This is a genomic window from Rugosimonospora acidiphila (genome assembly GCF_039543385.1).
In the GTDB taxonomy this organism is placed as follows: domain Bacteria; phylum Actinomycetota; class Actinomycetes; order Mycobacteriales; family Micromonosporaceae; genus Rugosimonospora; species Rugosimonospora acidiphila.
Genome location: NZ_BAABJQ010000003.1, coordinates 388,552 through 413,850 on the forward strand (window position 1 = coordinate 388,552; position 25,299 = coordinate 413,850).

Consider the following 25,299-nt stretch of genomic DNA (forward strand, 5'->3'; position numbering starts at 1 on the left):
GCGGGGTCCGGCCGGCGATCGGAGAGAGGGGACAGAGCGGATGACCACGCCGTTGCAGGTGTCGCCGGCCCGGCTGACCGTGCCGGTCCAGGAGTACGACCACGTGTGCGGTCCGGACCAGGCGGCCGTGACCCTGGTCGAGTACGGCGACTACCAGTGCCCGTACTGCGCGGCGGCCCACCCGATCATCAACGACCTGCTGCGCGAGCGACCCGAGACGCTACGGTTCGCCTTCCGCCACTTCCCGCTCACCAACGTCCACCCGTACTCGGAGATGGCGGCCGAGACCGCGGAGGCGGCCGGGGTCCGGGACCGGTTCTGGCAGATGCACGCCTGGCTCTACGAGCACCAGAATCAATTCCAGCCGGCGTTCGTGGCCACCGCGGTCGACCAGGTCGGGCTGCCGGGTGACACGGTGGCCCGGGAGGTCAACGAGCACCTGTACCTGGATCGCGTCCAGCGCGACTTCGCCGGCGGGATCCGTAGCGGCGTCAACGGCACCCCGTCGTTCTTCATCAACGGGATCCGCCACGACGGTGGGTACACGCTGGGCGAGCTGATCGAGGCGGTCGACTCGGCGGCCGGCCGGGACTGACCCCGTCCGCCGCCCCTACCGCCGGGCACTGTTTCTTACCCGCCCGTTCCTACCCGCCGGCCGCCGTCCGCACCGCCGGTCGGGGAGACCTGCCGCGAGAGCCCTGCCGCCGGTGGCGGCTTCACCGCGGGTCGAGCACGCCGGTGCCGGCCACCTCCGTCAGCGCCGCGATGTGCTCGTCGACCGTGCGCAGGCCGGCCTTCATCGTGTTGACGGCCACGTGGGTGGCGCCGGCGTCGCGCCACTGCGCGGCGGCCCGGGCCACCGCTTCGGCGCCGCCGTGCCCGTAGTGGATCCGGCCCTCCATGCCCAGCGCGGCCGGGTCGCGTCCGGCCTCGGTGGCGGCCCGCTCGATGATCTGCCTGGCCTCGTCCAGCTCCGGCCCCGGCTGGACCTGCGGCAGCCACCCGTCGGCGAGCCGGCCGACCCGGCGGTACGCGGCGGGGGACTGTGCCCCGAACCAGATCGGGATGGGCCGCTGCACCGGCAGCGGGGCGATCCCCGCGCCGGTGACCGTGTCGTACCGTCCGGTGAAGGTGACGCTGCGCTCGGTCCACAGCCGGCGCAGCAGCCCGACCTGCTCGGCCAGCCGCCGGCCGCGCTGGGAGAAGTCCTGGCCGAGCGCCTCGTACTCGACGGCGTTCCAGCCGATGCCCACGCCCAGCCGCAGCCGGCCCCCGGTGAGCAGGTCGACCTGTGCGGCCTGCTTGGCGACCAGCGCGGTCTGCCGCTGGGGCAGGATGATGACGCCGGTGATCAGGTCCAGTGAGCTGATCGCGGCCAGGTAGCCGTAGAGCACCATCGGCTCGTGGAAGGTGGTGTCCACGTCGTACACCCCCGACCAGCCCGGATGCGCCGCCGGATCGGCGCCGACCACGTGGTCGTAGGCCATCAGGTGCCGGTAGCCGAGGTCCTCGGCGGCGGCCACATAGGCGCGGATCGCGCCAGGATCGGAACCGATCTCGGTCTGGGGAAAGACGACGCCGACTCGCACCCGGTCAACCCTACCGGCCGGGCCCCGTCCCGCCCGCCGGCCGCCACGCCGAACGTCGGGCGCTCATCGTGATTAGGGCGCTACCTGGGGTGATGGTGAAAACCGGTCGCGCCGGCAGCGCCCCTGGCCGGACGGCCTGTCGGGGTCCGATATAGTGGCCCGGCACTGGAAGCGTCATCGCGAGTGGGCCGGGGGGAGTGCGTGCTCTGGTGATGACCTCTGAGGTGACCAATCGGATCTGGACCGTGCCGAACGTCATCAGTTTCGCGCGGTTGCTCGGCGTGCCCCTGTTCCTGTACCTGTTCCTCGGCACCTCACACGAGGTCACCGCCGTGGTGGTGCTCGCGGTCGGCGGCAGCAGCGACTGGATCGACGGCTACCTGGCCCGCAGGCTGAACCAGGTCAGCCGGCTCGGCGCGCTGCTCGATCCGGTGGCCGACCGGCTCTACATTCTCGCCACGCTGTTCGCGCTGACCGCACGCCACGTGGTTCCGTGGTGGTTCACCGCCGCGCTGCTGCTGCGCGAGCTGGTCCTGCTGGTCTTCCTGCTTGTTCTGCGCCGCTACGGGTATGAACCGCTGCCGGTGCACTATTTGGGGAAGACCGCGACCTTCATCCTGCTCTTCGCGTTCCCGGTGCTGCTGCTGGCCCACGCCAGCGCGGGCGCGGCGCACGTGGCGTGGCCCGCCGGCTGGGCCCTGGCCTGGTGGGGTCTGGTGCTGTACTGGGCCGCCGCGGCGCTGTACGTCATCCAGGCGTCTGGCCTGGTCCGCGCCGCCCGACGGGGCAACGCCGCGACGCGCCCGACGGCGGTTGTGTGAGCGTGCTGGGCGGGGGCGGAGCGCCGAGCGGTCGGGGCGGGTCCCAGGACGGCGGGCTCCGGGACGGCGGGCCCCCGGGCGGCGGGGCCGGTCCCGACGCGCCGGCCCAGCGCAGGTACACCCCCGATTTCGTCACCGACCTGTTCCGCAATCCGCTGGACCCCGGGTACGCCGAGGCGGCGCGCCGGCGCGCGGAGCGGGGCGAGCCGTCCCGCCGCAGCCGGCTGAGCGCCCGGGTGGCCCGTACCGTGGTCCTGGTGCTGGCCGGCGGGCTGCTGGCGGTCGCGTACCACCAGACGGTCGCCAGCACGCCGGAGAGCGACCAGATCCAGTCCAGCCTGGTCGGCGACGTCCGCAGCCGCCAGGCCGAGACCGACGCCATGCAGAAGCAGGCCGACGAGCTTCGCGACCAGGTCAGCAAGCTGCGCGACGACGCGCTGGGCGACGGCGACTCCGGCGCGCTGCAGACGCTCGAGGCCATGACCGGCGTCATCAAGGTGCGCGGCGACGGCGCGGTGGTGCGGCTGACCGACGCGCCACCCCAGATCGACCCGGTCAGCGGGCAGCAGACCGAGAACCTGGGCAAGGTGCAGGACCGTGACCTGCAGTCGGTCTGTAACGAGCTGTGGCGCGACGGCGCGGAGGCGATCGCGATCAACGGCGAGCGACTGACCGCCACGTCCACGGTCCGCACCGCCGGCGAGACGATCCTGGTCGACTTCCGGCCCATCACCTCGCCCTATCAGGTGGTCGCCATCGGCCCGGACGACCTGCAGAAACGCTTCGACGGGTCGTCGACCGGGGAGCTGTTCCGGGAGCTCGCCACCGACTACCACATGCAGGTGTCCGTGAAGTCGCAGAACGACCTCACGGTCGCCGCCGCGGCGGACCCGCAGCTGCACTACGCCAAGCCGTTGACGAGCGCCACTGCGTCAACCCCCTCGACCGCGGCGAACCGCACCAGCGGCTCGCCTGACCCGTCACCCTCGGGAGGACGTTGATGTTCGCGGTGCTCGCGCTGATCGCCGGGGTGGCGCTCGGCGTGGTGTTCGAGCCGTCGGTACCCCTGGCCCTGCAGCCGTACCTGCCGATCGCCGTGGTGGCCGCGCTGGACGCCGTGTTCGGGGGCATCCGCGCGAAGCTGGAGGGCATCTTCGACGACAAGCAGTTCGTCATCTCGTTCGTGTCCAACGTGCTGGTCGCCGCGCTGATCGTGTACCTCGGCGACCAGTTGGGCGTGGGCAGCCAGCTGTCCACCGGGGTGGTCGTGGTGCTGGGCGTGCGCATCTTCGGCAACGTGGCCGGTATCCGCCGGCGCCTGTTCCGGGCCTAAGGTTGCCGAGATGACCGAAGACCAGCAGCGGCGGGCCGCCACGGACGCGCCCGAGCCACCACCGGGCCCGGCCTCCCCGGAGGCGGTGTCGCCCGATCCGGCGGCACCCCCCGAGCCCGGGCGGCCGGATTCCGCGCCGTCGCGGTCGCTGGCGCCGCCCGAGCCCGTGGTGCCTGAGCCTGTGGCCTCGGGGCCCGTGGTGCCCGGGCCGCGGTCGGACTCGTCCCCAAGCGAGCCGCCCGACCCGCCTGATGGGCCGCCGGCCGCGCGCCGGCCGCACGCCGAGTCGTCGCCGGCCGAGGAGCCCGGCGCGATCGACCGACACGCCGACCAGCACGGCGCTGGTGACGACCGTCCCGGTGACGATCGCGGCGGCGACCGACCCGCCGACGACCGGCCCGGCGGGCCGGCGACCGGCGGTATCCCGCGCCGCCGCCGGATCTCCGCGGCCGGCGCCGTCATCGGGCTGCTGCTGGGCCTGCTCGGCTTCGCTCTGGTGGTGCAGCTGCGCAGCAACTCCGCCGAGGACCAGCTGTCCTCCGAGCGCCCCGAGGACCTGGTCCGGCTCCTGTCCGACCTGGACTCTCAGAAGGACCGCCTGGGCCAGGAGATCAGCCAGCAGCAGACGCTCAAGCAGCAGCTGACCGCCGGTACCCAGAGCCGCCAGGCGGCGCTGGACCAGGCGAGCCAGCGCGCGGACGCGCTGGGCATCCTGGCCGGCACGCTGCCCGCCGAGGGGCCGGGCCTGCGGGTGCAGTTCAGGGCGGCGAGCAAGGCCATCCGGGCCTCCGACGTGCTCGACACCGTGGAGGAGCTGCGCGGCGCCGGTGCCGAGGCCATGCAGATCTCGGGGAAGGCGGGCGCCGTGGTCCGGATCGTCGCGTCCACCTCCTTCGTGGACGGCGCGAACGGCACCCTGGTGGTCGACGACGAAACGCTCAACGGCCCGTACACGATCACCGTGATCGGTGATCCATCGACCATGCAGATCGCCCTGAACATCCCGAGCGGGGTGGTGGACACGGTGCACAGCAACGGCGGTACGGTGTCCGTCATCGCGCCGGGTACCGTCCAGGTGACCGCGCTGCACCAGAACACTCCGCTCCGGTACGCCAAACCGGTCAGCTGACACAGAAGGACGGCCCACGTTGATTCCCGACGGCTTGCGTTACACCGCCGAGCACGAGTGGGTCGCGCCTGGCGTGCCCACGGTCAAGGTGGGCATCACTCACTTCGCTCAGGACGCGCTCGGCGACATCGTCTTCGTCCAACTGCCCGAGCCGGGCACGGCGGTCGAGGCGGGCCAGTCGCTGGGCGAGGTCGAGTCGACCAAGAGCGTGTCGGAGATCTACGCGCCGGTGGGCGGCACCGTGGTGGCCAGCAACTCCCGGCTCGGCGACGAGCCCGAGCTGCTGAACACCGACCCGTACGGCGATGGCTGGCTGGTCGAGATCGAGCCGGACGCGTCGGCCAATCTCGATGAGCTGTTGGACGCCAACGGCTACCGGCAACTGACCGAACAGTAACCCCGGGCGCCGAGCCCCGTTGATCTGGTGGGTAGTTCTCCGCGCGTCCGGTTGACCCCCCATTTCGACCATGGCTAGGCTCGCCCAGTCGACCGTGAACCCTGCGGTCGCGCGTCAGGACAACGTCGAGCGGCAGCGAAGCCGCGTACCGGCGACTTCCGGCGCCGGCCGATGACCCGTGAGGTGACTTGCGATGACGCGCCCAGACGACGAGTTCCCCCCGCTCGACGTCACTTCGACGCTGAACCTTGGCGCCCTAGACGACGTGCTCGAGGGTCCGGACGCCGACGTCGCACCCGGACGGATGTCCGGGTCGCTCCCGCCGGGCATGGCACTGCTCGTGGTGCGGCGTGGACCGAATGCCGGTGCCCGCTTCCTGCTCGATCACGACGTGACCACCAGTGGCCGGCACCCGGACAGTGACATCTTCCTCGATGATGTCACCGTCTCCCGCCGCCACGCCGAATTCCACCGGGAGGGTGGCACATTCACCGTCCGGGATGTGGGCAGCCTGAACGGCACCTACGTCAACCGGGAGCGGGTCGAGGCGGCCACCCTGTCCAACGGCGACGAGGTCCAGATCGGCAAGTTCCGGCTGGTCTTCATCGCCGGCCCGCGACCAGACGAGGGCCCCTGAACGAGGGCGAGATGACGGGTTCGCCAGCGGCGGCCGCGAGTGCGCGGCCGCCGGCGCTGATGAGCATCGGTGAGGTGCTCGAACACCTGCGTACCGAGTTTCCCGACGTGACCATCTCCAAGCTGCGGTTCCTCGAGGCCGAAGGGCTGGTCGAGCCGCAGCGCAGCGCTGCGGGGTACCGCAAGTACGGCCGGGCCGACCTGGCCCGGCTGCGCTTCGTTCTGGCCGCCCAGCGCGACCACTACCTGCCGCTGCGGGTGATCCGCGAGCAGCTGGCCGCGCTGGACCAGGGGGAGTCGGCCGCCGCGCTGGCCCGGGCCGCGTTCGGGGTGGCCGGCCAGGACCCGACTCCGGCCGGGGTGGCCGGGCCGACCGTGACCGGCCTCGCCGGCCGCCGGCCGCCGCTGATGGCGGTCGACGAGCCGGTGGAGCGCCCGGAGCCGGCGGAGCTGAGGCTGTCCCGCGAGGAGCTGCTGACCCGGTCCGGGCTGGCCGAGCCGGTGCTCGCCGACCTGGAGCAGCACGGCCTGCTGCGGGCGCGCGCCGGCCGGTACGACACCGACGCGCTCGCGGTGGCCCGGGTGGCCGCCCAGCTGGCCGAGTACGGCCTGGAGCCGCGGCACCTGCGGGCGTACCGGGCCGCCGCCGACCGTGAGGTGGGCTTGTTCACACAGCTCGTCGCGCCGCTGGCCCGGCAGACCACCCCGGCCGCCCGGGACCGCGCCGCCGAGGTGGTGCGGGAGCTGACGGCGTTGTCCCAGCAGCTCCATTCGGCGCTGGTCAGGGCCGGTCTGCGGGACACCCTGGGGCAATAGTCCAGCGATCATGCACTACTCTTGGTATGTACGGTGCGCGTCGCCGGCGCAAATACGTGGGGTCCGTCCCCGCTTTCGCGCGTGTACCGTGCAGAGAAGGGGAAACGAGTAATGCGGCGTCGCCGGCAGCGGTGGCGCGGTCCAGCGGCCTGAACGACATGTCACGGAGGCGGCGGTGCGTGAGCTGAGCGTGGTCGGGGTTCGGGTCGAGTTGCCCAGTAACCAGCCGATCGTGCTGCTCAAAGAGGTCGACGGCGACCGGTACCTGCCGATCTGGATCGGTGCCGTCGAAGCGACCGCGATCGCGTATGAGCAGCAGGGAGTCAAGCCACCTCGCCCGCTCACCCACGACCTGATGCGCGACATTCTGGCCGCGCTGAAGGCCCCGTTGAACGCGGTCGAGATCGTTGAGATGAAGGAGAACATCTTCTTCGCGGATCTGCTCATCGGTGACGGGGTGCGCGTTTCCGCCCGGCCGAGCGACTCGATCGCGCTGGCGCTACGGGTGGGTGCGCCTATTCGTTGCACAGACCAGGTCCTCGCGGAGAACGGCATCGTTATCCCGGATGAGCAGGAGGACGAGGTCGAGAAGTTCAGGGAGTTCCTGGACCAGGTCAGCCCGGAAGACTTCGCCGGGTAGCGCCACAACGCGCGGATAGTCCGGCGTGTCGCGAGGAGAGCTCCCCGACGCGCGGCCCGTTCCGGTATAGCGTGTTCCTCACCGCCAGTCGGTCTGGCTCACGAGCGGGAGGGCAGTGGCAGTGGATCAGCCGCAGGACCCGAACGGAATCGATGCCGAGGAAGGCTCGGTCGGCTATCGCGGCGTGACCGCGTGCCACGCTGTCACGATCAGCTACCGGCAACTGGACTACTGGGCACGTACCGGACTGGTCGTCCCCAGCATCCGGGACGCCTCGGGCTCGGGTACCCAGCGGCTGTATTCGTTCCGGGACATGGTCGTGCTCAAGGTCGTGAAGCGCCTGCTCGACGCCGGGGTCTCCCTGCAGAACATCCGCAAGGCGATCGAGGCGTTGCGTTCGCGGGGGACCGACGATCTCGCGCAGATCACGCTGATCTCCGATGGGACGACGGTCTACGAGTGCCGGTCGCCGGAGGAGGTCGTGGACCTGCTGCAGGGCGGCCAGGGCGTGTTCGGCATCGCGATCGGTGGCGCGTTCAAGGAGATCCAGGGTTCGCTGGCGCACCTGCCCGCGGAGCGGGCGGCGGGGGCCGGCCCCGGCGAGGTTCCGAGCCAGTCCGACCCGGCCGGCGACGAGGACAGCGGCGTGATCGCGGACGAGCTGGCCGCCCGTCGGGCCCGGCGCCGGGCCGGCTGACCAGCGCGACCATCCGCGTCGGGCCGTCCTCGGCCTTCGACCGCCACCGACCGGTCCGCACCGACCCGTCCGCACCGCATTCGAGCGGCTCGGTGGCGATCAGCCCCTTCCGCACCAGGAACTCTCGCCTGCATCCTCCGTCCGCGCATCCAGCGATGGCCTCGTCGCCCATGCTTGGCCAGCCTCTGACCTAGCGTCCTAGGATGCCTTAGGGGGAGTGGTCCGGCCCTCGTCCCGACATCAGGGGTTCCACCCCTGATGTCGGGACCGGGTTCCGCCGGCGGGAGGTTCCGCTGGTAGCGTGGAGATCGCCGATACGCCAGCGCGGGAGAGTTCATCGGACCGGTCACGGGTCGATGGCGCCGAAGGGGCAAATCCTCCCCGGAACCTCTCAGGCAAAAGGACCGCGACTCGGGCAGGCACCTCTGGAGGGCACCGTGACGACAGAGGGGGAGGGCTAGCCAGACGCCCCGCCTCCCCCCCTGGAGCCAGACCAATGAGCGACCTGCCCTTCGCCCGCCGTCACATCGGCCCCGACCCGGATGGAATCCAGCGCATGCTCGGTGCCGTCGGGTACTCCTCGGTCGAGGAGCTGATGGATGCCGCGATCCCCGAATCGATCCGCTGGCACGGCACCCTGGACCTGCCGCCGGCCGCCACCGAGGCGGAGGCGATCACCGAGTTGAAGTCGCTTGCCTCACGCAACCAGGTACTGACCTCGATGATCGGGCTGGGCTACTACGGCACCCACACCCCGGCCGTCATCAGGCGCAACGTGCTGGAGGACCCGGCCTGGTACACGGCGTACACCCCGTACCAGCCGGAGATCAGCCAGGGCCGGCTGGAGGCGCTACTCAACTTCCAGACCATGGTGTCCGACCTGACCGGTCTGGACAGCGCCAACGCGTCGATGCTCGACGAGGGGACCGCCGCCGCCGAGGCGATGACGCTGACGCGCCGCTCCAGCAAGGCACGCTCGCAGGTCTACGTGGTGGACGCGGACACCCTGCCGCAGACGGTAGCGGTGATCCAGACGCGGGCCTGGCCGCTGGGCATCGAGGTGCGGGTGCTCGACCTGGAAACCGAGGCGCTGCCCGAGGAGTTCTTCGGCCTGCACCTGCAGTACCCGGGCGCGGGCGGGGCGATCCGGGACCACGCGGCGCTGATCGAGGCGGCCCACGCCAGGGGCGCCCTGGCCACGGTCGCGGCGGACCTGCTGGCCCTGACCCTGCTGCGGTCGCCCGGCGCTGCCGGCGCCGACGTCGCGGTGGGCACCACCCAGCGGTTCGGGGTACCGATGGGCTTCGGCGGGCCGCACGCCGGCTACCTGGCGGTACGCGCCGGCCTGGAGCGCACACTGCCGGGGCGGCTGGTCGGGGTGTCCCGCGACGCGGACGGCGCGCCGGCCTACCGGCTCGCGCTGCAGACGCGCGAGCAGCACATCCGGCGGGAGAAGGCGACCAGCAACATCTGCACCGCGCAGGTGCTGCTCGCGGTGATCGCCGGCATGTACGCGGTCTACCACGGTCCGGAGGGGCTGCGCGCGATCGCGGGCCGGGTGGCCGGGCGGGCCGCGACGCTGGCGGACGGGCTGCGGGCCGGCGGCGTGCGGCTGGCCCACGACGCTTTCTTCGACACGGTCACCGCGGTGGTGCCCGGCGAGGCCGAGCGGGTGGTGGCCGCGGCCGAGGCGGCCGGGGTGAACCTGCGCCTGGTCGACGCGGACCGGGTGGGCATCGCCTGCGACGAGACCACGACCATCGGGCACCTGCGGACGGTGTGGGCCGCGTTCGGCGTGGACGCGCCGGCGGTCGAGGAGGCCGAGCCCGGGGAGGGGCTGCCGGGCAGCCTGCCGGAGCCGCTGCGGCGCACCGGGCCGCTGCTGGGGTACGAGGTGTTCGCCAGCCACCGCAACGAGACGGCGATGCTGCGCTACCTGCGCCGGCTGGCCGACAAGGACTACGCGCTGGACCGCGGGATGATCCCGCTGGGCTCCTGCACGATGAAGCTCAACGCGACCACCGAGATGGAGCCCATCACCTGGCCGGAGTTCGCCGACATCCACCCGTTCGCGCCGGCGCACCAGGTCGCCGGCTACCGCGAGCTGATCGACGAGCTGAAGCGGTGGCTCGCGGAGGTCACCGGGTACGACGCGGTCAGCCTGGCGCCCAACGCCGGCTCGCAGGGCGAGCTGGCCGGGCTGTTGGCGATCCGCGGGTACCACCAGGCCCAGGGCGATCACGATCGCGACGTGTGCCTGATCCCGTCCTCGGCGCACGGTACGAACGCGGCCAGCGCGGTGATGGCGGGCATGCGGGTGGTCGTGGTGGCCTGCGACGCGGACGGCAACGTGGACCTGACCGACCTGGATCGCAAGATCACGGCTAACGCCGAACGGCTGGCCGCCATCATGGTGACCTACCCGTCGACCCATGGCGTGTACGAGACCGGGATCGCCGAGCTGTGCGCGAAGGTGCACGACGCCGGCGGTCAGGTGTACGTGGACGGCGCGAACCTCAACGCGCTGCTCGGGTACGCCCGGCCGGGCCGGTTCGGGGCGGACGTGTCCCACCTGAACCTGCACAAGACGTTCTGCATCCCGCACGGCGGCGGCGGCCCGGGCGTCGGGCCGGTGGCGGTGCGCGCGCACCTGGCCGGGCACCTGCCCGAGGCGATCGCGTCGGCGCCGCACGGCTCGGCCGGCATCCTGCCGATCCCGTGGGCATACCTGCGGATGATGGGCCCGGAGGGGCTGGTCGCGGCGACCGGCACGGCGGTGCTGGCGGCGAACTACGTGGCGGCCCGGCTGGCCGACCACTATCCCGTGCTCTACACCGGCAACAAGGGCCTGGTGGCGCACGAGTGCATCCTGGACCTGCGGCCGATCACCAAGGCCACCGGGGTCAGCGTGGACGACGTGGCCAAGCGGCTGATCGACTACGGCTTCCACGCGCCCACCATGTCGTTCCCGGTGGCGGGCACCCTGATGGTCGAGCCGACGGAGTCGGAGGACGTGACCGAGCTGGACCGGTTCGTGGACGCGATGATCGCGATCCGGGCGGAGATCGACAAGGTGGGCCGGGGGGAGTGGCCGGCGGGCGACAATCCGCTGGCGGGGGCCCCGCACACGGCGGCGTCGGTCAGCGCCGACGAGTGGGCTCACCCGTACCCCAGGTCGGTGGCGGCGTACCCGACCGGTACCGCGGAGGGGAAGTACTGGGCGCCGGTACGGCGGATCGACGGGGCGTACGGCGACCGGAACCTGGTGTGCTCCTGCCCGCCGCCGGAGGCGTTCGCCGAGTAGCCGGCGGTGTGACCGTTCGTTCGGCGGGTCGTCAGCTGGCGACCCGCCGAACGCGTCCGTACCCGCCGCTGAATGCGGCTCCAGTCGCGCTCAGGGGTTGCCTGTGTGGCCTGTGCTCGCCTCGCCAGAGAACGGCTGCGGCTGCGCTCAGGCGGGGCAGAGGGTGTGCGGGGCCGGGCCGCGGTGGGGAGCCACACTGCTCCCGTCGGGAAGCAGTTCGCCGGTGTCCTCGAAGAAAATGACGCCATTGCAGAGGAGGCTCCACCCCTGCTCAGGGAATGAGGCGAGGACGCGGGAGGCGTCCCGGTCGATCGCGTCGGCGGGCGGGCAGGGTGGTTGGTGCTGGCACATCAGGGGGCTCCGGGCGGTACAGCTAGGCGTTGGATGGTGGGCGAGTATCCGGGGGTTGTGGCTACGCTCACATGACCAGTGACGCACGCTACTCTGCCGAACGACGCCGTTTCGAGCAGGTGACGGCACTAAGACGCAAGAATCAACCCTTCGGCTGACCATGGTCGACCTGGTCGTACCACGCCCGCCGGACGCCCTGTCCGTTAAGGAGTCGCTCGCGCACTCTGTGTCCGTTACTCGTCTCTGGAAGCGTTCCCAGGCTCGGCCGACGGTGGGCCGTCGGGCTGGTCGGGGTCGGTGAATCGAACGCTGACGTCCTGCTCGGAGCGCGGCCGGCGACGGGTCTGCCAGGCGTAGGCCCGGAGCACGTCGCGGTCGGCGGGGGTCAGCGGTGGCGGCACCACGCTGCGCGGCCACAGTCGCCGGGTGCGCACCACGTCCGACTCGACCAGCAGCAGGGTCAGCTGCGCCTGCAGGTGTAGCCAGGCCAGCAGGCCGATGACCACACCGAAGGTGCTGTACAGCGCCTGCGCGTGGCGCACCTGGTGGGCGACGAGCAGGGTGCCGAGGGCCAGCAGCAGCTGCCAGAGCACGGCGGAGACGCAGGCGGACCGGGTGAAGTCCCGGTACGGCACGTCTCGGGCGGTGGCCAGCCGGAACGCGAACAGGAAGATGCCCACGTTGATCACGGCGGAGCCGAGGAAGGCCGCGGCGCGGACCGTCAGGCCCAGTTCGCTGGTGGCGCTGCCGATGCCGGACAGCAGGCCGGTGACCAGCACGGCGACGCCCACGGACGCCAGCAGGGGGATGCCCCGAATGGACGCGACGAGGAAGTTCGGGCGCTGGGCGTAGGGCACGTTCCAGACTGTGTTCATGGCGTTCTGGATGGCGATGGCCACCCCGCGGGCGCCCCAGAGGCTGATCAATACGCCGATCGTGAGCACGTACCAGTGCCCGCGCAGCCCGTTGGTGCGCAGTTGCTGCCCGATCACCGGGAATTCGACGAGGGCGGAGTGCACCAGCCGGTGCTGCAGGTCGGCGTTGCCGCGCAGGGCGTAGCCCAGCAGCGAGGTGAAGATCAGCAGCAGCGGGAAGACCGACAGGAAGCCGTAGTAGGTCAGCAGGGCGGCCAGGTTGCTGCCGCTGTCCTCCTGGTACTTCTTCACCACCGCGTAGGGGTACGCGGCCCAGGCCCAGCGCTGCTGCGCCCGATCGATCGGGCGCAGCAGCTTGCCGACCAGGTCCATGCCCCGCCGATTCCCGCTCCACCCCGCCGCCAACCATCGGCCCCGCGGTGTGAGCCATTTCAATCGTGCACAATCGAATCGTGCCCTACCATTGGGGCCATGGGGAACGATCTGCGGTTGGGCGGGCAGCTGTGCTTCGCGCTCTACGCGGCGTCCCGTGCCATGACCAACCTCTACCGGCCCGTGCTCGAGCCCCTCGGCCTGACCTACCCGCAGTACCTGGTGCTGCTGGTGCTCTGGGAGCACGGCGACACCACGGTCAAGGACCTGGGCGCGGAGCTCATGCTCGACTCCGGCACACTGTCGCCATTGCTCAAGCGGATGGAGTCCGCCGGCCTGGTGCGCCGGGTACGGCGGCCCGAGGACGAGCGGTCGGTGCTGGTGCGCCTGACCGACCAGGGCGCGGCGCTGCGGCGGCCTGCCACCGCGGTGCCGGACGCCATCGCTGCCGCGGTCGGGCTCGCCGAGGACGAATTCGGCGACCTGCGTGACCGGTTGGGCGCACTGACCATGGCGATCCATCAACCCCGAACGGCGGAAAGGCGATCATCATGAAGGTGCTGTACACAGCGGAGGCCCGCTCCACCGGCGACGGACGCAGCGGAAAGGTGGCCACGTCCGACGGCCAGTTCCAGGCCGACCTCGCGGTCCCCACCGAGATGGGTGGACAGGGCGGCGGCACCAACCCGGAGCAGTTGTTCGCCTCCGGATACGCGGCCTGCTTCCATTCGGCACTGCGGGCGGTCGCGCGCCGCGAGCACGCCGAGGTCGAGGGCTCGGAGGTCGACGCCCGGGTGGGCATCGGCCCGAACGGCTCCGGCGGCTTCGCGCTGACCGTCGAGCTGTTGATCTCGCTGCCCGGCGTCGATCACGACCTGGCCGCCAAGCTGACCGAGCAGGCCCACCAGGTGTGCCCGTACTCGAACGCGACCCGCGGCAACATCGACGTCACGCTGACGGTGCGCTGAGCGCCCAGGGTCCCGCCGCCCGCTCGATTGCCGGCCGGGCGCCGGGACCCTGGCGTCGCCGTGGGGCCCGGCGTTTCGGTGGGGTACGCCGCGCGGCCGCTGCCGGAGCCTCAGGCCACCCGGCGCTCGGCCAGTTGCTGGCACGCCACGCAGGAGGTCGCCGACGGGAAGACGGCCAGCCGCTCGACCGCTATCGCCGACCCGCAGCCCTCGCACCAGCCGTACCCGCCGTCGCGCAGCCTGACCAGGGCGTACTCGACCTGCCGCCGGCGCTCACCGATACTGTGGATCAGCGACAGCGCCCGTTCCCGCTCGGACGCCTTGGTGCCACTGTCGATCTCGTCGTCCCCGGCCCGGTCGGTGTTCTGCTCCCGGCGCATCGCCTCCACGGCGACGGTCGCCTCGTCGTACTCGACGCACAACTCGTCGTACCGGTCCTGGAGCAGCACGCGGATCTGCTCGGTCTCCTCGGGACTGCGTACCCCGCGCTCGGCTGTCGCCGTCGCCGTCGACGTGCCCGGCCGGCCGGTTCTCTGGTTCTGACTCTTACTTCGCACGACCCCCACCGCAGCCCTCCTGTGTCCCCGACGGATCTCATTCGGCGCCATCCGAGTGGTCCCGGTGGCGCCGCGAAGCCCGCCATACCCGCCCGGTTGACGGCCAAAACACCCAGATCGGGGGTCGGCGGATGTGATTGATCCTCGGATCGCGGGGGTACCAGGCGCCGACATACGAATTGCCGAGGAGGCGATGATGCCCAACGAGACCTCGTCCATCACGATCGCCCTCGTGCTGCTGATGTGGGCGCTCGGCGTGCTGGCGTTTCTCGGGACGCTGATCTGGTCCCGCGCCCACCCGGGCGAACTGCGGCGCTGGGCCCACCGGCACAGCGGGCAGGTCGAGCCGGCCGTGGCGCGGCGGGCGGCCACGGCGCGGGTGCCCGTCGGCGGGCGGGGGCGCGGGGCGTGACCAATGGGGGATGAGCAGCCCAGGCGCCCGTACCGCTCGGATGAGGACGAGCTGGACGGGCGGGACTTCGCCGAGGAGCACGACGACCTGACGCACGCGGACTCGTTGCGCGGCGGGCCGGAGCGGGCCGTTGACGAGGCGGTGCCGTCGGGCCTGGCCGGCCAGGACCCGAACGACGCGAGCCGCTGACCCCGCCCTCTGGTGACCCCGCCCTCTGGCGGCCCTGGCCCTCTGGTGACCCTCGCCCCCGGTTGACGCCCCGCCTCACCTGTTCCACGCCGCCGGTGGCGCACGCGCCACCGGCGGTCGCGCTGTGCCCTGAGCCCACACCCAGCGGGCCCCAAGTGGGCGGACCGCGCGTCCCCTGAGCCCGCGGGGTCGCGTCGCGGTGGGGCGCGGCCTCCGCCGGGGCCGGATTGGCTTGATCCGCTCGCGGGTAATCCCGTACCCGACACCGAGGGGCGGGAGTGACGATGCAGCTGTGGCCGGGTGAGCGCTACCCGATGGGCGCGACCTACGACGGCACCGGTACGAACTTCGCGATCTATTCGGAGGTCGCCGAGGGCGTCGAGCTGTGCCTGTTCGACGAGGCGGACACCGAGCGCCGGGTGGCGCTGTCGGAGGTGGACGCCTTCGTCTGGCACGGGTTCGCCCCGGGGCTGGAGCCGGGCACCCGCTACGGGTTCCGGGTGCACGGGCCCTACGACCCGGGCCGCGGGCTGCGGTGCGACCCGAGCAAGCTGCTGCTGGACCCGTACGCGACGGCGATCGACGGCCAGGTGCGCTGGGGCCCGGCGCTGTACGGGTACGACCCGGACGACCCGGGGCGCAGGTCGGGGCGCGACTCGGCACCGTACGTGCCCCGGTCGGTGGTGACCAACCCGTACTTCGACTGGGGCAGCGACCGGCCGCCCCGGGTGCCGTACCACGACACGGTCATCTACGAGGCCCACGTCAAGGGGCTCACGGCGCGCCACCCGGGCATCCCGGAGCGGCTGCGCGGCACGTACGCGGGCCTGGCCCACCCGGTCATGATCGAGTACCTGCGGCGGTTGGGCGTGACCGCGGTGGAGTTGATGCCGGTGCACCAGTTCGCACACGACGAACGGCTGGTCGCGGCCGGGCTGGCCAACTACTGGGGGTACAACACCATCGGATTCTTCGCCCCGCACCAGCAGTACGCCGCGACGAACCGGCTGGGCCAGCAGGTGCAGGAGTTCCGCGGCATGGTCAAGGCGCTGCACGCCGCGGGCATCGAGGTGATCCTCGACGTGGTCTACAACCACACCGCGGAGGGCGACCACCGGGGCCCCACCCTGTCCCTGCGTGGCATCGACAACTCCCAGTACTACCGGCTGCGGCCGGACGACCCGGCCCTGTACGTCGACACGACCGGCTGCGGCAACAGCCTCAACGCCGGCAGCCCGCACTGCCTACAGCTGATCATGGACTCGCTGCGGTACTGGGTGCGGGAGATGCACGTCGACGGGTTCCGCTTCGACCTGGCCGCCACGCTGGCCCGGGACTTCTACGAGGTCGACCGGCTGGCCACCTTCTTCGAGGTGGCGCAGCAGGATCCGGTGGTCAGCATGGTCAAGCTGATCGCCGAGCCGTGGGACCTGGGCCCGGGCGGGTACCAGGTGGGCAACTTCCCGCCGCTGTGGATGGAGTGGAACGGCAAGTACCGCGACACGACCCGGGACCTGTGGCGCTGGCAGCCCGCCACGCTGGCCGAGTTCGCCAGCCGGGTCTGCGGCTCGGCCGACCTGTACCAGGACGACGGGCGCAAACCGGTGGCCAGCGTCAACTTCGTCACCTGCCACGACGGGTTCACGCTGGCCGACCTGGTGTCCTACGACCAGAAGCGCAACGAGGCCAACGGCGAGGACAACCGGGACGGGGAGAACCACAACCGGTCCTGGAACTGCGGGGCGGAGGGCCCGACCGGCGACCCCGACATCCTGGCGCTGCGGGCCCGGCAGCGGCGCAACCTGATGGCCACGCTGCTGCTGTCGCAGGGCGTGCCGATGATCGGCCACGGCGACGAACTGGGCCGCACTCAACGCGGCAACAACAATGCCTACTGCCAGGACAGCTCGTTGACCTGGGTGGACTGGGAAGGCGCGGACGAGCGGATGCTGGAGTTCACCCGGCGGCTGATCGAGTTGCGCCGGGAGCACCGGGTGTTCCACCGCCGGCACTTCTACACCGGGCGTCCGGTGCGCCGCGCGGCCGGCACGCCGATCCCGGACCTGGAGTGGTTCACCTTCGACGGGAGGCTGATGACCGATGACGACTGGGAAACCGACTTCGGCAGGTCGGTGGCGCTGTTCCTCAACGGGGACGGGATCAACGAGCGCGGCTCGCGCGGCGAGCGGTACACCGACGACTCCTTCCTGGTGTTCTTCAACGCCTCGGAGATCCCGCTCGAGTTCGTGGTGCCTGGACAGGAGTACGGCGACAAATGGCAGGTCGTGATCGACACCGTGGATCCGGTGCCGGCGGCCGAGCCGGACGTGGTGGCCCCCGGCGCCCGGATTCCGGTCCGCGAGCGGTCCCTGATGGTGCTGGGGAGGCTGGTCGGACCGGCGGCCGGATGACCACGCCCGGCCCGGCGGCCGGTGGTCCGCCGCAGCCTGGTCCGCTGGCGCCCGGTCCGCTGGCGCCGGGTCCGGCGGCCGGCGCGGGTCGGGTGAGCGAGCCCGTCTCGACCTACCGGGTGCAGGTGCGGCCCGACTTCGACCTGGCGGCCACCGCCGACATCGTCGACTACCTGGCCAGCCTGGGCGTCAGTCACCTGTACAGCGCCCCACTGCTGGCCGCCGCGCCGGGCTCGGCCCACGGGTACGACGTGGTGGACCACGGCGCGGTCAACCCGGAGCTGGGCGGCGAGAAGGGGCTGGTCGGGCTGGTCGAGCGGCTGCGCGGCGCCGGCATGGGCCTGGTGGTGGACATCGTGCCCAATCACGTGGGGGTGGCCGTGCCGGAGGCCAACGCGGCCTGGTGGAGCGTGCTGCGCGAGGGTCCGGAGTCGCCGTACGCGGGCTGGTTCGACATCGACTGGTCGCGGGGCCGGTTGGCGCTGCCGGTGCTGGCCGGCGACCCGGACGCGCCCGACGCCCCGGACCCGCTGGACGCCCTGGAGCTGGTCGACGGCGAGCTGCGCTACGACGGGCACCGGTTCCCGGTCCGGCCGGGCAGCCCGGAGACCACCCCGCGCGAGGCGCACCAGGCCCAGCACTACGAGCTGGTGCCCGCGTGCCGGGGCAACGCCGAGGTCAACTACCGCCGGTTCGGCGCGGTCAGCACGCTGGCCGCGCTGCGGGTGCAGGACCCGGAGGTGTTCGACGCCACCCACGCCGAGCTGCTGCGCTGGTGCCGTGAGGGGTGGGTGGACGGCATCCGGGTCGACCACCTGGACGGGCTGGCCGATCCGGCCGGGTACCTGCGGCGGCTACGCGAGGCGGTACCGGGCGCGTGGCTGGTGGTGGAGAAGATCTTGAAGCCGGGGGAGCGGCCGGCCGACTGGCCGGTCGAGGGCAACACCGGTTATGAGGCCGGCGACGAGGTGTGCGGGCTGTTCGTCGACCCGGCCGGGGAGCCGCCGCTGACCGCGATGGCGCCGGACCTGCCGTGGCACGAGGTGGCCCGGGTGGCCAGGTACGAGGCGGCCACCACCCTGCTGGCCGCTGAGCTGGCCCGGATGGGCCGGCTGGCACCGGACGTACCGGACGCCACGCTGGCCCTGGCGCAGGTGGCCTCCCGCTTCCCGGTGTACCGGGCGTACCTGCCCGACACCGGCGCGCTGGACTGGGCGCTACGCGAGACGTACGCCCGTCGGCCGGACCTGGGGGGCACTCTGGCCGCGCTGATGCCCCGGCTGCGCGACCCGGACGGCGAGCTGGCCGTGCGCTTCCAGCAGTTCACCGGCGCGGTGGTGGCCAAGGGCGTGGAGGACACCGCGTTGTACCGGTGGACCCGGTTCGTGGCCCGCAACGAGGTGGGCGGGTCGCCGGACCGGTTCAGCGTCGGGGCGGACGAGTTCCACGCCGCCACGGCCGCCCGGCACCGGCGTTGGCCGCGGACGATGACCACGCTGTCCACCCACGACACCAAGCGCAGCGAGGACGTGCGGGCCCGGCTGGCGGTGCTGGCCGAGTTGCCCGGCCAGTGGCTGCAGGCACAGGCGCGGTGGAGTTCGGCCGCGCCGCTGCCGGATCAGGCGCTGTCCCGGCTGCTGTGGCAAACCGTCGCGGGTACCTGGCCGATCTCGCGTGAGCGGCTGCGGTCGTACCTGCTCAAGGCGGCCCGGGAGGCGTCGACCCGGACGTCCTGGGACAGCCCGGGTGAGGTGTTCGAGCTCGAGCTGTGCTCGGTGGTGGATGCCGTGTACGACGACCCGGGGCTGCGCGCCGACGTCGAGGCCTTCGCCGCCCGGATCGCGCCGGACGGCTGGTCGAATTCGCTGGGGCAGAAGCTGTTGCAGCTGGCCATGCCGGGGGTGCCCGACGTCTACCAGGGCACCGAGGTGTGGGACAACTCGCTGGTCGATCCGGACAACCGGCGGCCGGTCGACTTCGGTGCCCGCCGGGCGCTGCTGTCGCGCCTGGACGCCGGCTGGCTGCCGCCGGTGGACGAGTCGGGGGCGGCGAAGCTGCTGCTGGTCAGCCGGGTGTTGCGGCTGCGGCGGCGGGCCTCGCACCGCTTCTCCGGGTACGCCCCGGTGCCGGCCCGGGGTCCGGCGGCCGGGCATCTGGTGGCGTTCGACCGGGGCGGGGTGGTGGCCGTGGCCACCAGGCTGCCGGCGCGGCTGCGCCAGCGCGGCGGCTGGGGAGACACCTACCTGCCGCTGCGGGACGGGACGTGGACCGACGCGCTGACCGGTGCCTCGTTCACCGGCCGGGCGCCGCGGGTGGCCGACCTGCTGTCCCGGTACCCGGTGGCGCTGCTGGTGTGCTCCTGACCGCCCGCCGGGGTTCACCGTCCCCACATATTGCAAACATCGCATATATTTGACGGGTGAGCGACGCGCACCAGCATGATCGTCCGGTGGCCGGAGGGGACCACCGGCTGCTCGGTGGCGCCCTCGCGCTGATCCTGGCGTTCATGGTCGGGGAGGTGACGGTCGGCCTGGTCGCCGGCTCGCTGGCGCTGCTGTCGGACGCCGCGCACATGCTCACCGACGCGGCGGCGCTGATCCTGGCCCTGGTCGCCATGCGCCTGGCGGCCCGCCCGCCGCACGGCGGTTACACCTACGGGCTGCGCCGCGCGGAGATCCTCTCCGCCCAGGCCAACGGGTTGGCCCTGCTGATCCTGTCGGTGGTGCTGGCGGTGGAGGCGGTCCGGCACCTGATCGCCCCGCCCCGGGTGGCCGGCGGCCTGGTGCTGGTCACCGCGCTGGTCGGCGTGCTGGTCAACCTGGGCGCCACGGTCCTGATCGGCCGGGCCAACCGGAACAACCTCAACATCCGGGGCGCCTTCGCGCACATCGTGACCGACCTGTACGCGTTCCTGGCCACCGCGGCGGCCGGCCTGGTGATCGTGCTGACCGGTTACCGCCGGGCGGACGCGATAGCGACCCTGGTCGTGGCCGCGCTCATGGTCCGGGCCGGGGTCGGACTGCTGCGCGCCTCCGGGCGCATCCTGCTGGAGGCCGCGCCGGCCGGCATCGACCCGGAGCAGGTGGGCGCCGCGCTGGCCGGGGTGCCGGGCGTCAAGGAGGTGCACGACCTGCACGTGTGGCAGATCGGGTCGGACTCCACGGCGCTGTCGGCGCACGTGCTGGTCAACCGGGGCGGGGACTGCCACGACACCCGCCGGGCGCTGGAGCGGCTGCTGCGCGACGCGTACGGCATCGAGCACACCACCCTGCAGGTCGACCACGCCGACGGCGGCGTGCTCCAGATCGGCCTGCGCCGCCCCCCGCACTGAGCCCACCCGGGCCGGCCCGCGCGCCCCTGGTCAGATGACGATCATCTCCGGGTACGGGTGGCGCAGGAAGTCGTGGTGCGAGATGTCCCAGCCGTACCCGCCGGCGTTGCCGAAGACCAGCACGTCGCCCACCCGCAGCCGGTCCACCCGTTGGCCGCGGGTCAGGACGTCGCGGGGGGTGCACAGCTCCCCGACCGCGTCGACCTCCACGTCACGCACCTCGGGCCGGGCGAACCCGTACGGCCAGCCGGGCGTGGGCAGCACCGTGAACGGGTGGCTGTAGCCCCACGCGGCGGGCAGCCGGAAGTGGTGGGTACCGCCGCGCAGGACGGCGAACCACCGGCCGTGGTTGCGTTTGAGGTCGAGCACCTCGGCGGCGTACCAGCCGGCCGGGGCGGCCAGGTACCGGCCCAGCTCGAAGACCAGCGGCGCGGCGGTGGGCAGCGCCCCGCGCAGCGCCGCCAGGTCGAACCGGCCGGCCCCGGCGTGGTCGATGCCGAAGCCGCCGCCGACGTTGACCTCCGGGGTCGGCAGCCCGTACCGGGTGGCGGCGCGCAGCGACCAGTCCACCGCGCCGGCGACGAAGGCGGCGTGCGCGGCGGCGTCCAGGTTGTTGGAGACCGCGTGCAGGTGGAACCCGGCCAGGTGCAGGAGGGGCTGCCCGCGTACCAGCGCGACCGCCTCGTCGAGGGCGGACTCGTCGAGCCCGAACGGGGTGGGTACGCCGGTCATCTGGTGGCTGCCGGGCAGGGCGGCGCCGGCCCGGTTGACCCGCAGCGCGACCCGGACCCGTCCGGCCTTCCCGTCCCGCCCACCCTTCCCGGCCGAGGCCAGGGCGGCCAGCCGGCGCAGTTCCAGCACGCTCTCCACGTTCACGGTGGCGCCCGCCTCGATCGCGGCGGCCAGCTCGGCGTCGGTCTTGGCCGGGCCGCTGAACGCGGTGCGCCCGGCCCCGGCCCGTACCGCCAGCTCCAGCTCGCCGCCCGAGGCCACCTCCAGCCCGTCGGCCACCCCGGCCAGGGCGGCCACGACCGCGGGCGCCCCGTTGGCCTTGACCGCGTACAGCAGCGCGGCGCCCTCCGGCAGCACCTCCCGCACGGCGGCGGCCCGCCCGCGCGCCACCCCGGTGTCGTACACGTAGGCGCAGACCGGCCGCGGCGCCGTGGCCAGGGCGCCGACCACCCGATCAGGAAGCATGCAGGGGATTGTCCACCGGGACGTAGAGGTCGCCGGTGCCGCCGTGCCGGCCGGCGGCACCGGCCTGGGCCAGCCGCATGCGCACCAGCGCCTTGTGCGGCACCCGGGGGGCGGTGAGGAACGCCCGGTCGGCCGGGTCGGCCCCGGCCTCGTCGAGCACCCGACGCACCGCCCGCCAGCCCGCCGCCTCGTCCAGGCCGTGCGCGTCGGCCAGGTGCGCGACCAGTTCGCCCAGGTGGGCCTGCAGCGCGGTGTAGCCGAGCTTGGCGCGCATCACGTCCACCTCGTCGGTGCCCACCACCGAGCCGGGCGCCAGCGGCGGCGCGCCGCCGGCGCGGGCGGCCAGCCGGGGCAGGTGCAGCCGCAGCCCGGCGAAGTCGCGGAACGCGACCCGGTGCGGGACCCCGCCGACGAACGTGGGGATGCTGTTCTGCAGGTGGGCCTCCAGCCCGACCCCGGCCGCGGCCAGCCGCAGCAGCGGCGGCAGCAGCAGGCCGGCGTAGCGGGCCAGGAACTCCAGCGGGTCCAGGCCGGCGCGGGCCAGCAGTTCGGACAGCACGCTGCCGCCGGTGACCGGTGAGGTGGCCACCAGGGCCGGGCCGGGGATCGCCACCTCGCCGGGGGTCAGCGCGCCGGACAGCCCGCCACGCACGATCGCGGACACGTCGCGCCCGTCGCCGGCGTCCACCGCCGCGCCGGCCACCTCGGGTAGCAGCAGCACCCGCGGCTCGTCGGCCAGCAGCCGGTGCAGCAGGTCCGAGATGGCCGGGCCGTTGCGGGTGCTGGCCGCGGAGATGGTGCGCCGGGTGGAGGTGACCTGGATGTCCAGGGACAGCTTGAGGTAGCGGCGCGCCCCGTGCCGGTCCGGCTCCAGCAGCACGGTGCGCAGCGCGATGGTCGGCGCGGCGCGCAGCACGGCGCCCTCGACGCGGATCAGGTCCCGGGTGGCGAACAGCCCGGCGTACCGGTCGGCCAGCACGGCCTCCAGCTGCCAGGCGTGTACCGGCTGCAGCCGGTACCCGGCCGGGGGCGGCGGGAGCCATGGGTACCCGTCGCGCAGAAGCGCGCCGAGGTCGTCGCCGGTGTGCAGGCCGGACCGGACGGCCACGAACCCGACCCCGGTGGCCGGCGACTCCTGGTCGTGCGCCAGCAGGTCCGGTACCCGCCAGCCCAGCCGGGTGCGCCCGCACGGGTGCAGGTTGTGCCCCTCGGTGGCCAGCCGTTCGAACATCAGCATCTGCTCGTCGGTGCCCAGGGTGGCGGCCAGCCCGTACAGGTCGGGGTCGCCGGCGGCGCTGGCCTGGGCGCGCAGTCGCGCGTCGATGCCGGCCCGGCGGGCGTAGCCCAGCGCCAGGTTGCCGGCGGCGTCGACCAGTTCGGCGGTCAGCGCGGCGCAGGGCACGCCGAGTTCGGCGAGGACGGTGGCCGGCCCATGGCGGTGGGGGCCGGCCGGCTCGACCCGGTCGAACCCGTGCCGGCGGGCGGGGCGCAGTAGGTGCCGGGCCCGGCCGAGGTCCTCGCGCCACGCGGCGCCCAGCAGCCTGGTGGTGACCACGTCGGCCGCCCTGGGCAGCGCGGCGTGGTACGCGTCGAGCAGGTGCGGGGCGTGCCGCGCGAGCTCGGCTCCGGCCAGGGTCACCGGGTCGGTGGTGCCGGTCATCATCGGCCTGCCAGGGGGTTGGGAAGCGCGGTCCAGATGTCGTGGAGCGGATCGGTGGCCAGCCGCATGGCGGTCATCGCCTTGACTGGCAGTTCGGTGCCGAACAGTGCCCGTTCGTCCGCGCGGGCGGTGGCGGGCAGCGTGGCGTAGGTGTCCCGGGCGGTGGTGGCGATCAGTTTCCAGCAGGTGTCCGGATCGGTGCCGTACTCGCTGTGCAGGGTCGCGGCCAGCTGCCCGACCACGGTGGACAGCACCGCGGCGAACAGTTTGGTGCGCAGTTCGGCGGGCTGGCCGCTTTCCAGGTCGCCGTGCAGGGTGAGCGCCGGCAGCCCGGCGGCCGCCAGCCTGCCCGGGTGCAGGCGCACGCCGCCGAGGTCGCGGTAGTACAGCCGGACCGGTTGCCCGGTGCGCAGCACCACCAGCGTGTTCTGCCCGTGTGCCTCCAGCGCGACGCCGGAGTGGAGCAGGCGAAGCAGCGGCGGTAACAGCAGGTGAATCAGGTCGGCGGCGAACGGCTCCGGCCGGCCGGCGTACCCGATCGTCACGGCCTCGGTCAGCAGCGCCCGGCCGGAGGCGGGCGACGGGGCGCACAGCGCGGCCAGCGGCATGACCACCTCGTCGGGGCCGGTGACCGGCGCCTGGCGGCACACCATGGCCAGGTGCCGGCTCGGGGCGCCGTCGACCAGGACCGCGCCGGCGGCGAGTTCCCGCAGCACGTCCAGCCCGGCCGCGGCGGCCAGGTCGCCGATCAGCGCGGAGACGGCCGGGCCGTTGCGCACGGCGGCCGGCGAGACGGTCCGCTGCGCGGAGGTCATCTGCACGTCGACGGCGGTCTTCACGTGCCGCGTCGGGTGGTCCAACGGTGCCAGGGTCCGCAGCGACATCAGCGGCCGGGCCGGCACCACCCGGCCGGTGGGCACCAGCCAGGGGTACCGGGGCAGGACGTGCTCGTGCTGCCACGGGTGTACCAGCAGCCGGGGCGCCAGCGGCCGCCCGGTGGCGAGCCACCGCCCGTCCGGCACGGCGTACTCGCGCAGCGCGACGACCGGCCGGTACTCGGGGGCGTAGGCGCGCACCTCGCCGGCGGACATGCCGGTGCGGGTGCGGCACAGCGGGTGCAGCGGGTGACCGTCGACGACGCACTGTTCGAGGTCGGCCAGGCTGGGGGAGCGGGTCAGGTAGGGCGGGCCGCCGTCCGGCTCGGGCTGGGCGGCCCGGGCGGCGGCGAGGTTGGTCACGCTGTCGGCCAGGTCGGCGGCCAGCTGGTCGCCGACCGGCCCCCAGCCGAGCCCGGCGACCAGGGCCGTGGGGTCGTCGTGCCCGTCGACGCGCAGCCCCTGCGGTGCCGTCGCGAACGGCTCCGCGGCGGCGGACGGCCCGGACAGCGTCCGGCCCCCGGCCAGCCGGACGGTCAGCGTGGCACCGTCGCCGTCGCGTGCCACGACGCCCGGGATCGGTTCGCGGGCCAGGGCGCCCCATACCCGCCCCAGTACCGCCGCCCGGGCGGCCGAGATCGTCATGTGGCAAGTATGGCCGTCCCTCCTGGCAACCCACTTAACCTAGCGTCCTAGGATGCCCCAGGGAGTGTGACCCCACCGGCGACGGCCAGGAAAC

The 25,299-nt window shown here is 73.0% G+C and carries 25 protein-coding genes and 1 riboswitch; of the genes, 18 read left to right on the forward strand and 7 right to left on the reverse strand.

Annotated features, from left to right (window positions below; genetic code table 11):
• The first annotated feature begins 40 nt into the window (after window positions 1-40).
• Window positions 41-595 (forward strand): DsbA family protein, encoded by a 555-nt coding sequence (locus ABEA87_RS06980; protein WP_345627148.1) that lies wholly within the window; start codon window positions 41-43, stop codon window positions 593-595.
• Window positions 596-716: 121 nt separating this feature from the next.
• On the opposite strand, the gene ABEA87_RS06985 is transcribed toward ABEA87_RS06980, so the two are convergent.
• Complete coding sequence (locus ABEA87_RS06985) at window positions 717-1,589, reverse strand: LLM class F420-dependent oxidoreductase (RefSeq protein ID WP_345627150.1); 873 nt, start codon at window positions 1,587-1,589, stop codon at window positions 717-719.
• Between the two features lie 212 nt (window positions 1,590-1,801).
• Here ABEA87_RS06985 and ABEA87_RS06990 point away from each other — a divergent pair, with 212 nt between their 5' ends.
• The 10 genes from ABEA87_RS06990 (at window position 1,802) to gcvP (ending at window position 11,362) form a co-directional block, all read left to right on the forward strand.
• Complete coding sequence (locus tag ABEA87_RS06990) at window positions 1,802-2,410, forward strand: CDP-alcohol phosphatidyltransferase family protein (RefSeq protein ID WP_345627151.1); 609 nt, start codon at window positions 1,802-1,804, stop codon at window positions 2,408-2,410.
• Window positions 2,407-3,411, forward strand: coding sequence for a DUF881 domain-containing protein (locus ABEA87_RS06995; RefSeq protein WP_345627153.1), 1,005 nt, complete (start codon window positions 2,407-2,409; stop codon window positions 3,409-3,411). The genes ABEA87_RS06990 and ABEA87_RS06995 overlap by 4 nt, the downstream gene beginning before the upstream one ends.
• Entirely contained in the window at window positions 3,411-3,743 is a 333-nt protein-coding gene (locus ABEA87_RS07000; protein WP_345627154.1) for a small basic family protein, read from the forward strand. The genes ABEA87_RS06995 and ABEA87_RS07000 overlap by 1 nt, the downstream gene beginning before the upstream one ends.
• Before the next feature lie 199 nt (window positions 3,744-3,942).
• On the forward strand, window positions 3,943-4,872 hold the full coding sequence (locus ABEA87_RS07005; protein ID WP_425570789.1) for a DUF881 domain-containing protein: 930 nt from the start codon (window positions 3,943-3,945) through the stop codon (window positions 4,870-4,872).
• 19 nt (window positions 4,873-4,891) lie between these two features.
• Complete coding sequence (gcvH, locus tag ABEA87_RS07010; RefSeq protein ID WP_345627158.1) at window positions 4,892-5,269, forward strand: glycine cleavage system protein GcvH; 378 nt, start codon at window positions 4,892-4,894, stop codon at window positions 5,267-5,269.
• A 193-nt stretch (window positions 5,270-5,462) separates the two neighbouring features.
• Entirely contained in the window at window positions 5,463-5,906 is a 444-nt protein-coding gene (gene odhI, locus ABEA87_RS07015) for an oxoglutarate dehydrogenase inhibitor Odhl (RefSeq protein ID WP_203921430.1), read from the forward strand.
• An 11-nt stretch (window positions 5,907-5,917) separates the two neighbouring features.
• On the forward strand, window positions 5,918-6,721 hold the full coding sequence (ftsR, locus tag ABEA87_RS07020) for a transcriptional regulator FtsR (RefSeq protein ID WP_345627163.1): 804 nt from the start codon (window positions 5,918-5,920) through the stop codon (window positions 6,719-6,721).
• Between the two features lie 175 nt (window positions 6,722-6,896).
• The gene (locus ABEA87_RS07025; RefSeq protein ID WP_345627165.1) at window positions 6,897-7,361 is read left to right on the forward strand and encodes a bifunctional nuclease family protein; all 465 of its coding nucleotides are present in this window, start codon (window positions 6,897-6,899) and stop codon (window positions 7,359-7,361) included.
• 121 nt (window positions 7,362-7,482) lie between these two features.
• Window positions 7,483-8,058, forward strand: a complete 576-nt coding sequence (locus ABEA87_RS07030) for a MerR family transcriptional regulator (protein WP_425570790.1) — start codon at window positions 7,483-7,485, stop codon at window positions 8,056-8,058.
• 315 nt (window positions 8,059-8,373) lie between these two features.
• Window positions 8,374-8,475, forward strand: a riboswitch (glycine riboswitch).
• Between the two features lie 79 nt (window positions 8,476-8,554).
• Window positions 8,555-11,362 (forward strand): aminomethyl-transferring glycine dehydrogenase, encoded by a 2,808-nt coding sequence (gene gcvP, locus ABEA87_RS07035; protein ID WP_345627168.1) that lies wholly within the window; start codon window positions 8,555-8,557, stop codon window positions 11,360-11,362.
• A 147-nt stretch (window positions 11,363-11,509) separates the two neighbouring features.
• On the opposite strand, the gene ABEA87_RS07040 is transcribed toward gcvP, so the two are convergent.
• On the reverse strand, window positions 11,510-11,713 hold the full coding sequence (locus tag ABEA87_RS07040) for a DUF5999 family protein (protein WP_345627170.1): 204 nt from the start codon (window positions 11,711-11,713) through the stop codon (window positions 11,510-11,512).
• A 233-nt stretch (window positions 11,714-11,946) separates the two neighbouring features.
• On the reverse strand, window positions 11,947-12,960 hold the full coding sequence (locus tag ABEA87_RS07045; RefSeq protein ID WP_345627172.1) for a YihY/virulence factor BrkB family protein: 1,014 nt from the start codon (window positions 12,958-12,960) through the stop codon (window positions 11,947-11,949).
• A gap of 99 nt (window positions 12,961-13,059) precedes the next feature.
• Between ABEA87_RS07045 and ABEA87_RS07050 the strand changes: the two genes are divergently transcribed.
• Both ABEA87_RS07050 and ABEA87_RS07055 read left to right on the forward strand, forming a co-directional pair.
• Window positions 13,060-13,515: a MarR family winged helix-turn-helix transcriptional regulator gene (locus ABEA87_RS07050; protein WP_345627173.1), complete on the forward strand. Its 456-nt coding sequence runs from the start codon at window positions 13,060-13,062 to the stop codon at window positions 13,513-13,515.
• The gene (locus tag ABEA87_RS07055; protein ID WP_345627175.1) at window positions 13,512-13,928 is read left to right on the forward strand and encodes an organic hydroperoxide resistance protein; all 417 of its coding nucleotides are present in this window, start codon (window positions 13,512-13,514) and stop codon (window positions 13,926-13,928) included. The genes ABEA87_RS07050 and ABEA87_RS07055 overlap by 4 nt, the downstream gene beginning before the upstream one ends.
• Window positions 13,929-14,038: 110 nt before the next feature.
• Here ABEA87_RS07055 and ABEA87_RS07060 read toward each other — a convergent pair whose 3' ends face one another.
• On the reverse strand, window positions 14,039-14,383 hold the full coding sequence (locus ABEA87_RS07060; protein WP_345627366.1) for a TraR/DksA family transcriptional regulator: 345 nt from the start codon (window positions 14,381-14,383) through the stop codon (window positions 14,039-14,041).
• A 298-nt stretch (window positions 14,384-14,681) separates the two neighbouring features.
• Here ABEA87_RS07060 and ABEA87_RS07065 point away from each other — a divergent pair, with 298 nt between their 5' ends.
• The 5 genes from ABEA87_RS07065 (at window position 14,682) to ABEA87_RS07085 (ending at window position 20,828) form a co-directional block, all read left to right on the forward strand.
• Entirely contained in the window at window positions 14,682-14,897 is a 216-nt protein-coding gene (locus tag ABEA87_RS07065) for a hypothetical protein (protein ID WP_345627177.1), read from the forward strand.
• A 3-nt stretch (window positions 14,898-14,900) separates the two neighbouring features.
• On the forward strand, window positions 14,901-15,086 hold the full coding sequence (locus tag ABEA87_RS07070; protein ID WP_345627179.1) for a hypothetical protein: 186 nt from the start codon (window positions 14,901-14,903) through the stop codon (window positions 15,084-15,086).
• A gap of 284 nt (window positions 15,087-15,370) precedes the next feature.
• Window positions 15,371-17,497, forward strand: coding sequence for a glycogen debranching protein GlgX (gene glgX, locus ABEA87_RS07075; RefSeq protein ID WP_345627181.1), 2,127 nt, complete (start codon window positions 15,371-15,373; stop codon window positions 17,495-17,497).
• Entirely contained in the window at window positions 17,494-19,860 is a 2,367-nt protein-coding gene (treY, locus tag ABEA87_RS07080; RefSeq protein WP_345627183.1) for a malto-oligosyltrehalose synthase, read from the forward strand. The genes glgX and treY overlap by 4 nt, the downstream gene beginning before the upstream one ends.
• A 56-nt stretch (window positions 19,861-19,916) precedes the next feature.
• Window positions 19,917-20,828, forward strand: a complete 912-nt coding sequence (locus ABEA87_RS07085) for a cation diffusion facilitator family transporter (RefSeq protein ID WP_345627185.1) — start codon at window positions 19,917-19,919, stop codon at window positions 20,826-20,828.
• 30 nt (window positions 20,829-20,858) lie between these two features.
• Here ABEA87_RS07085 and ABEA87_RS07090 read toward each other — a convergent pair whose 3' ends face one another.
• Genes ABEA87_RS07090 through ABEA87_RS07100 form a run of 3 tightly spaced genes read right to left on the reverse strand, consistent with a single transcriptional unit; the run spans window position 20,859 to window position 25,205 of the window.
• Window positions 20,859-22,025 carry a type III PLP-dependent enzyme domain-containing protein gene (locus ABEA87_RS07090; RefSeq protein WP_345627187.1) on the reverse strand — a complete coding sequence of 389 codons (1,167 nt, stop codon included), beginning with the start codon at window positions 22,023-22,025 and terminating at the stop codon, window positions 20,859-20,861.
• Window positions 22,015-23,685, reverse strand: a complete 1,671-nt coding sequence (locus tag ABEA87_RS07095; RefSeq protein WP_345627189.1) for an IucA/IucC family protein — start codon at window positions 23,683-23,685, stop codon at window positions 22,015-22,017. The genes ABEA87_RS07090 and ABEA87_RS07095 overlap by 11 nt, the downstream gene beginning before the upstream one ends.
• Window positions 23,685-25,205: an IucA/IucC family protein gene (locus ABEA87_RS07100; protein WP_345627191.1), complete on the reverse strand. Its 1,521-nt coding sequence runs from the start codon at window positions 25,203-25,205 to the stop codon at window positions 23,685-23,687. Before ABEA87_RS07100 ends, ABEA87_RS07095 begins: the two co-directional genes overlap by 1 nt.
• Window positions 25,206-25,299 lie beyond the last annotated feature (94 nt).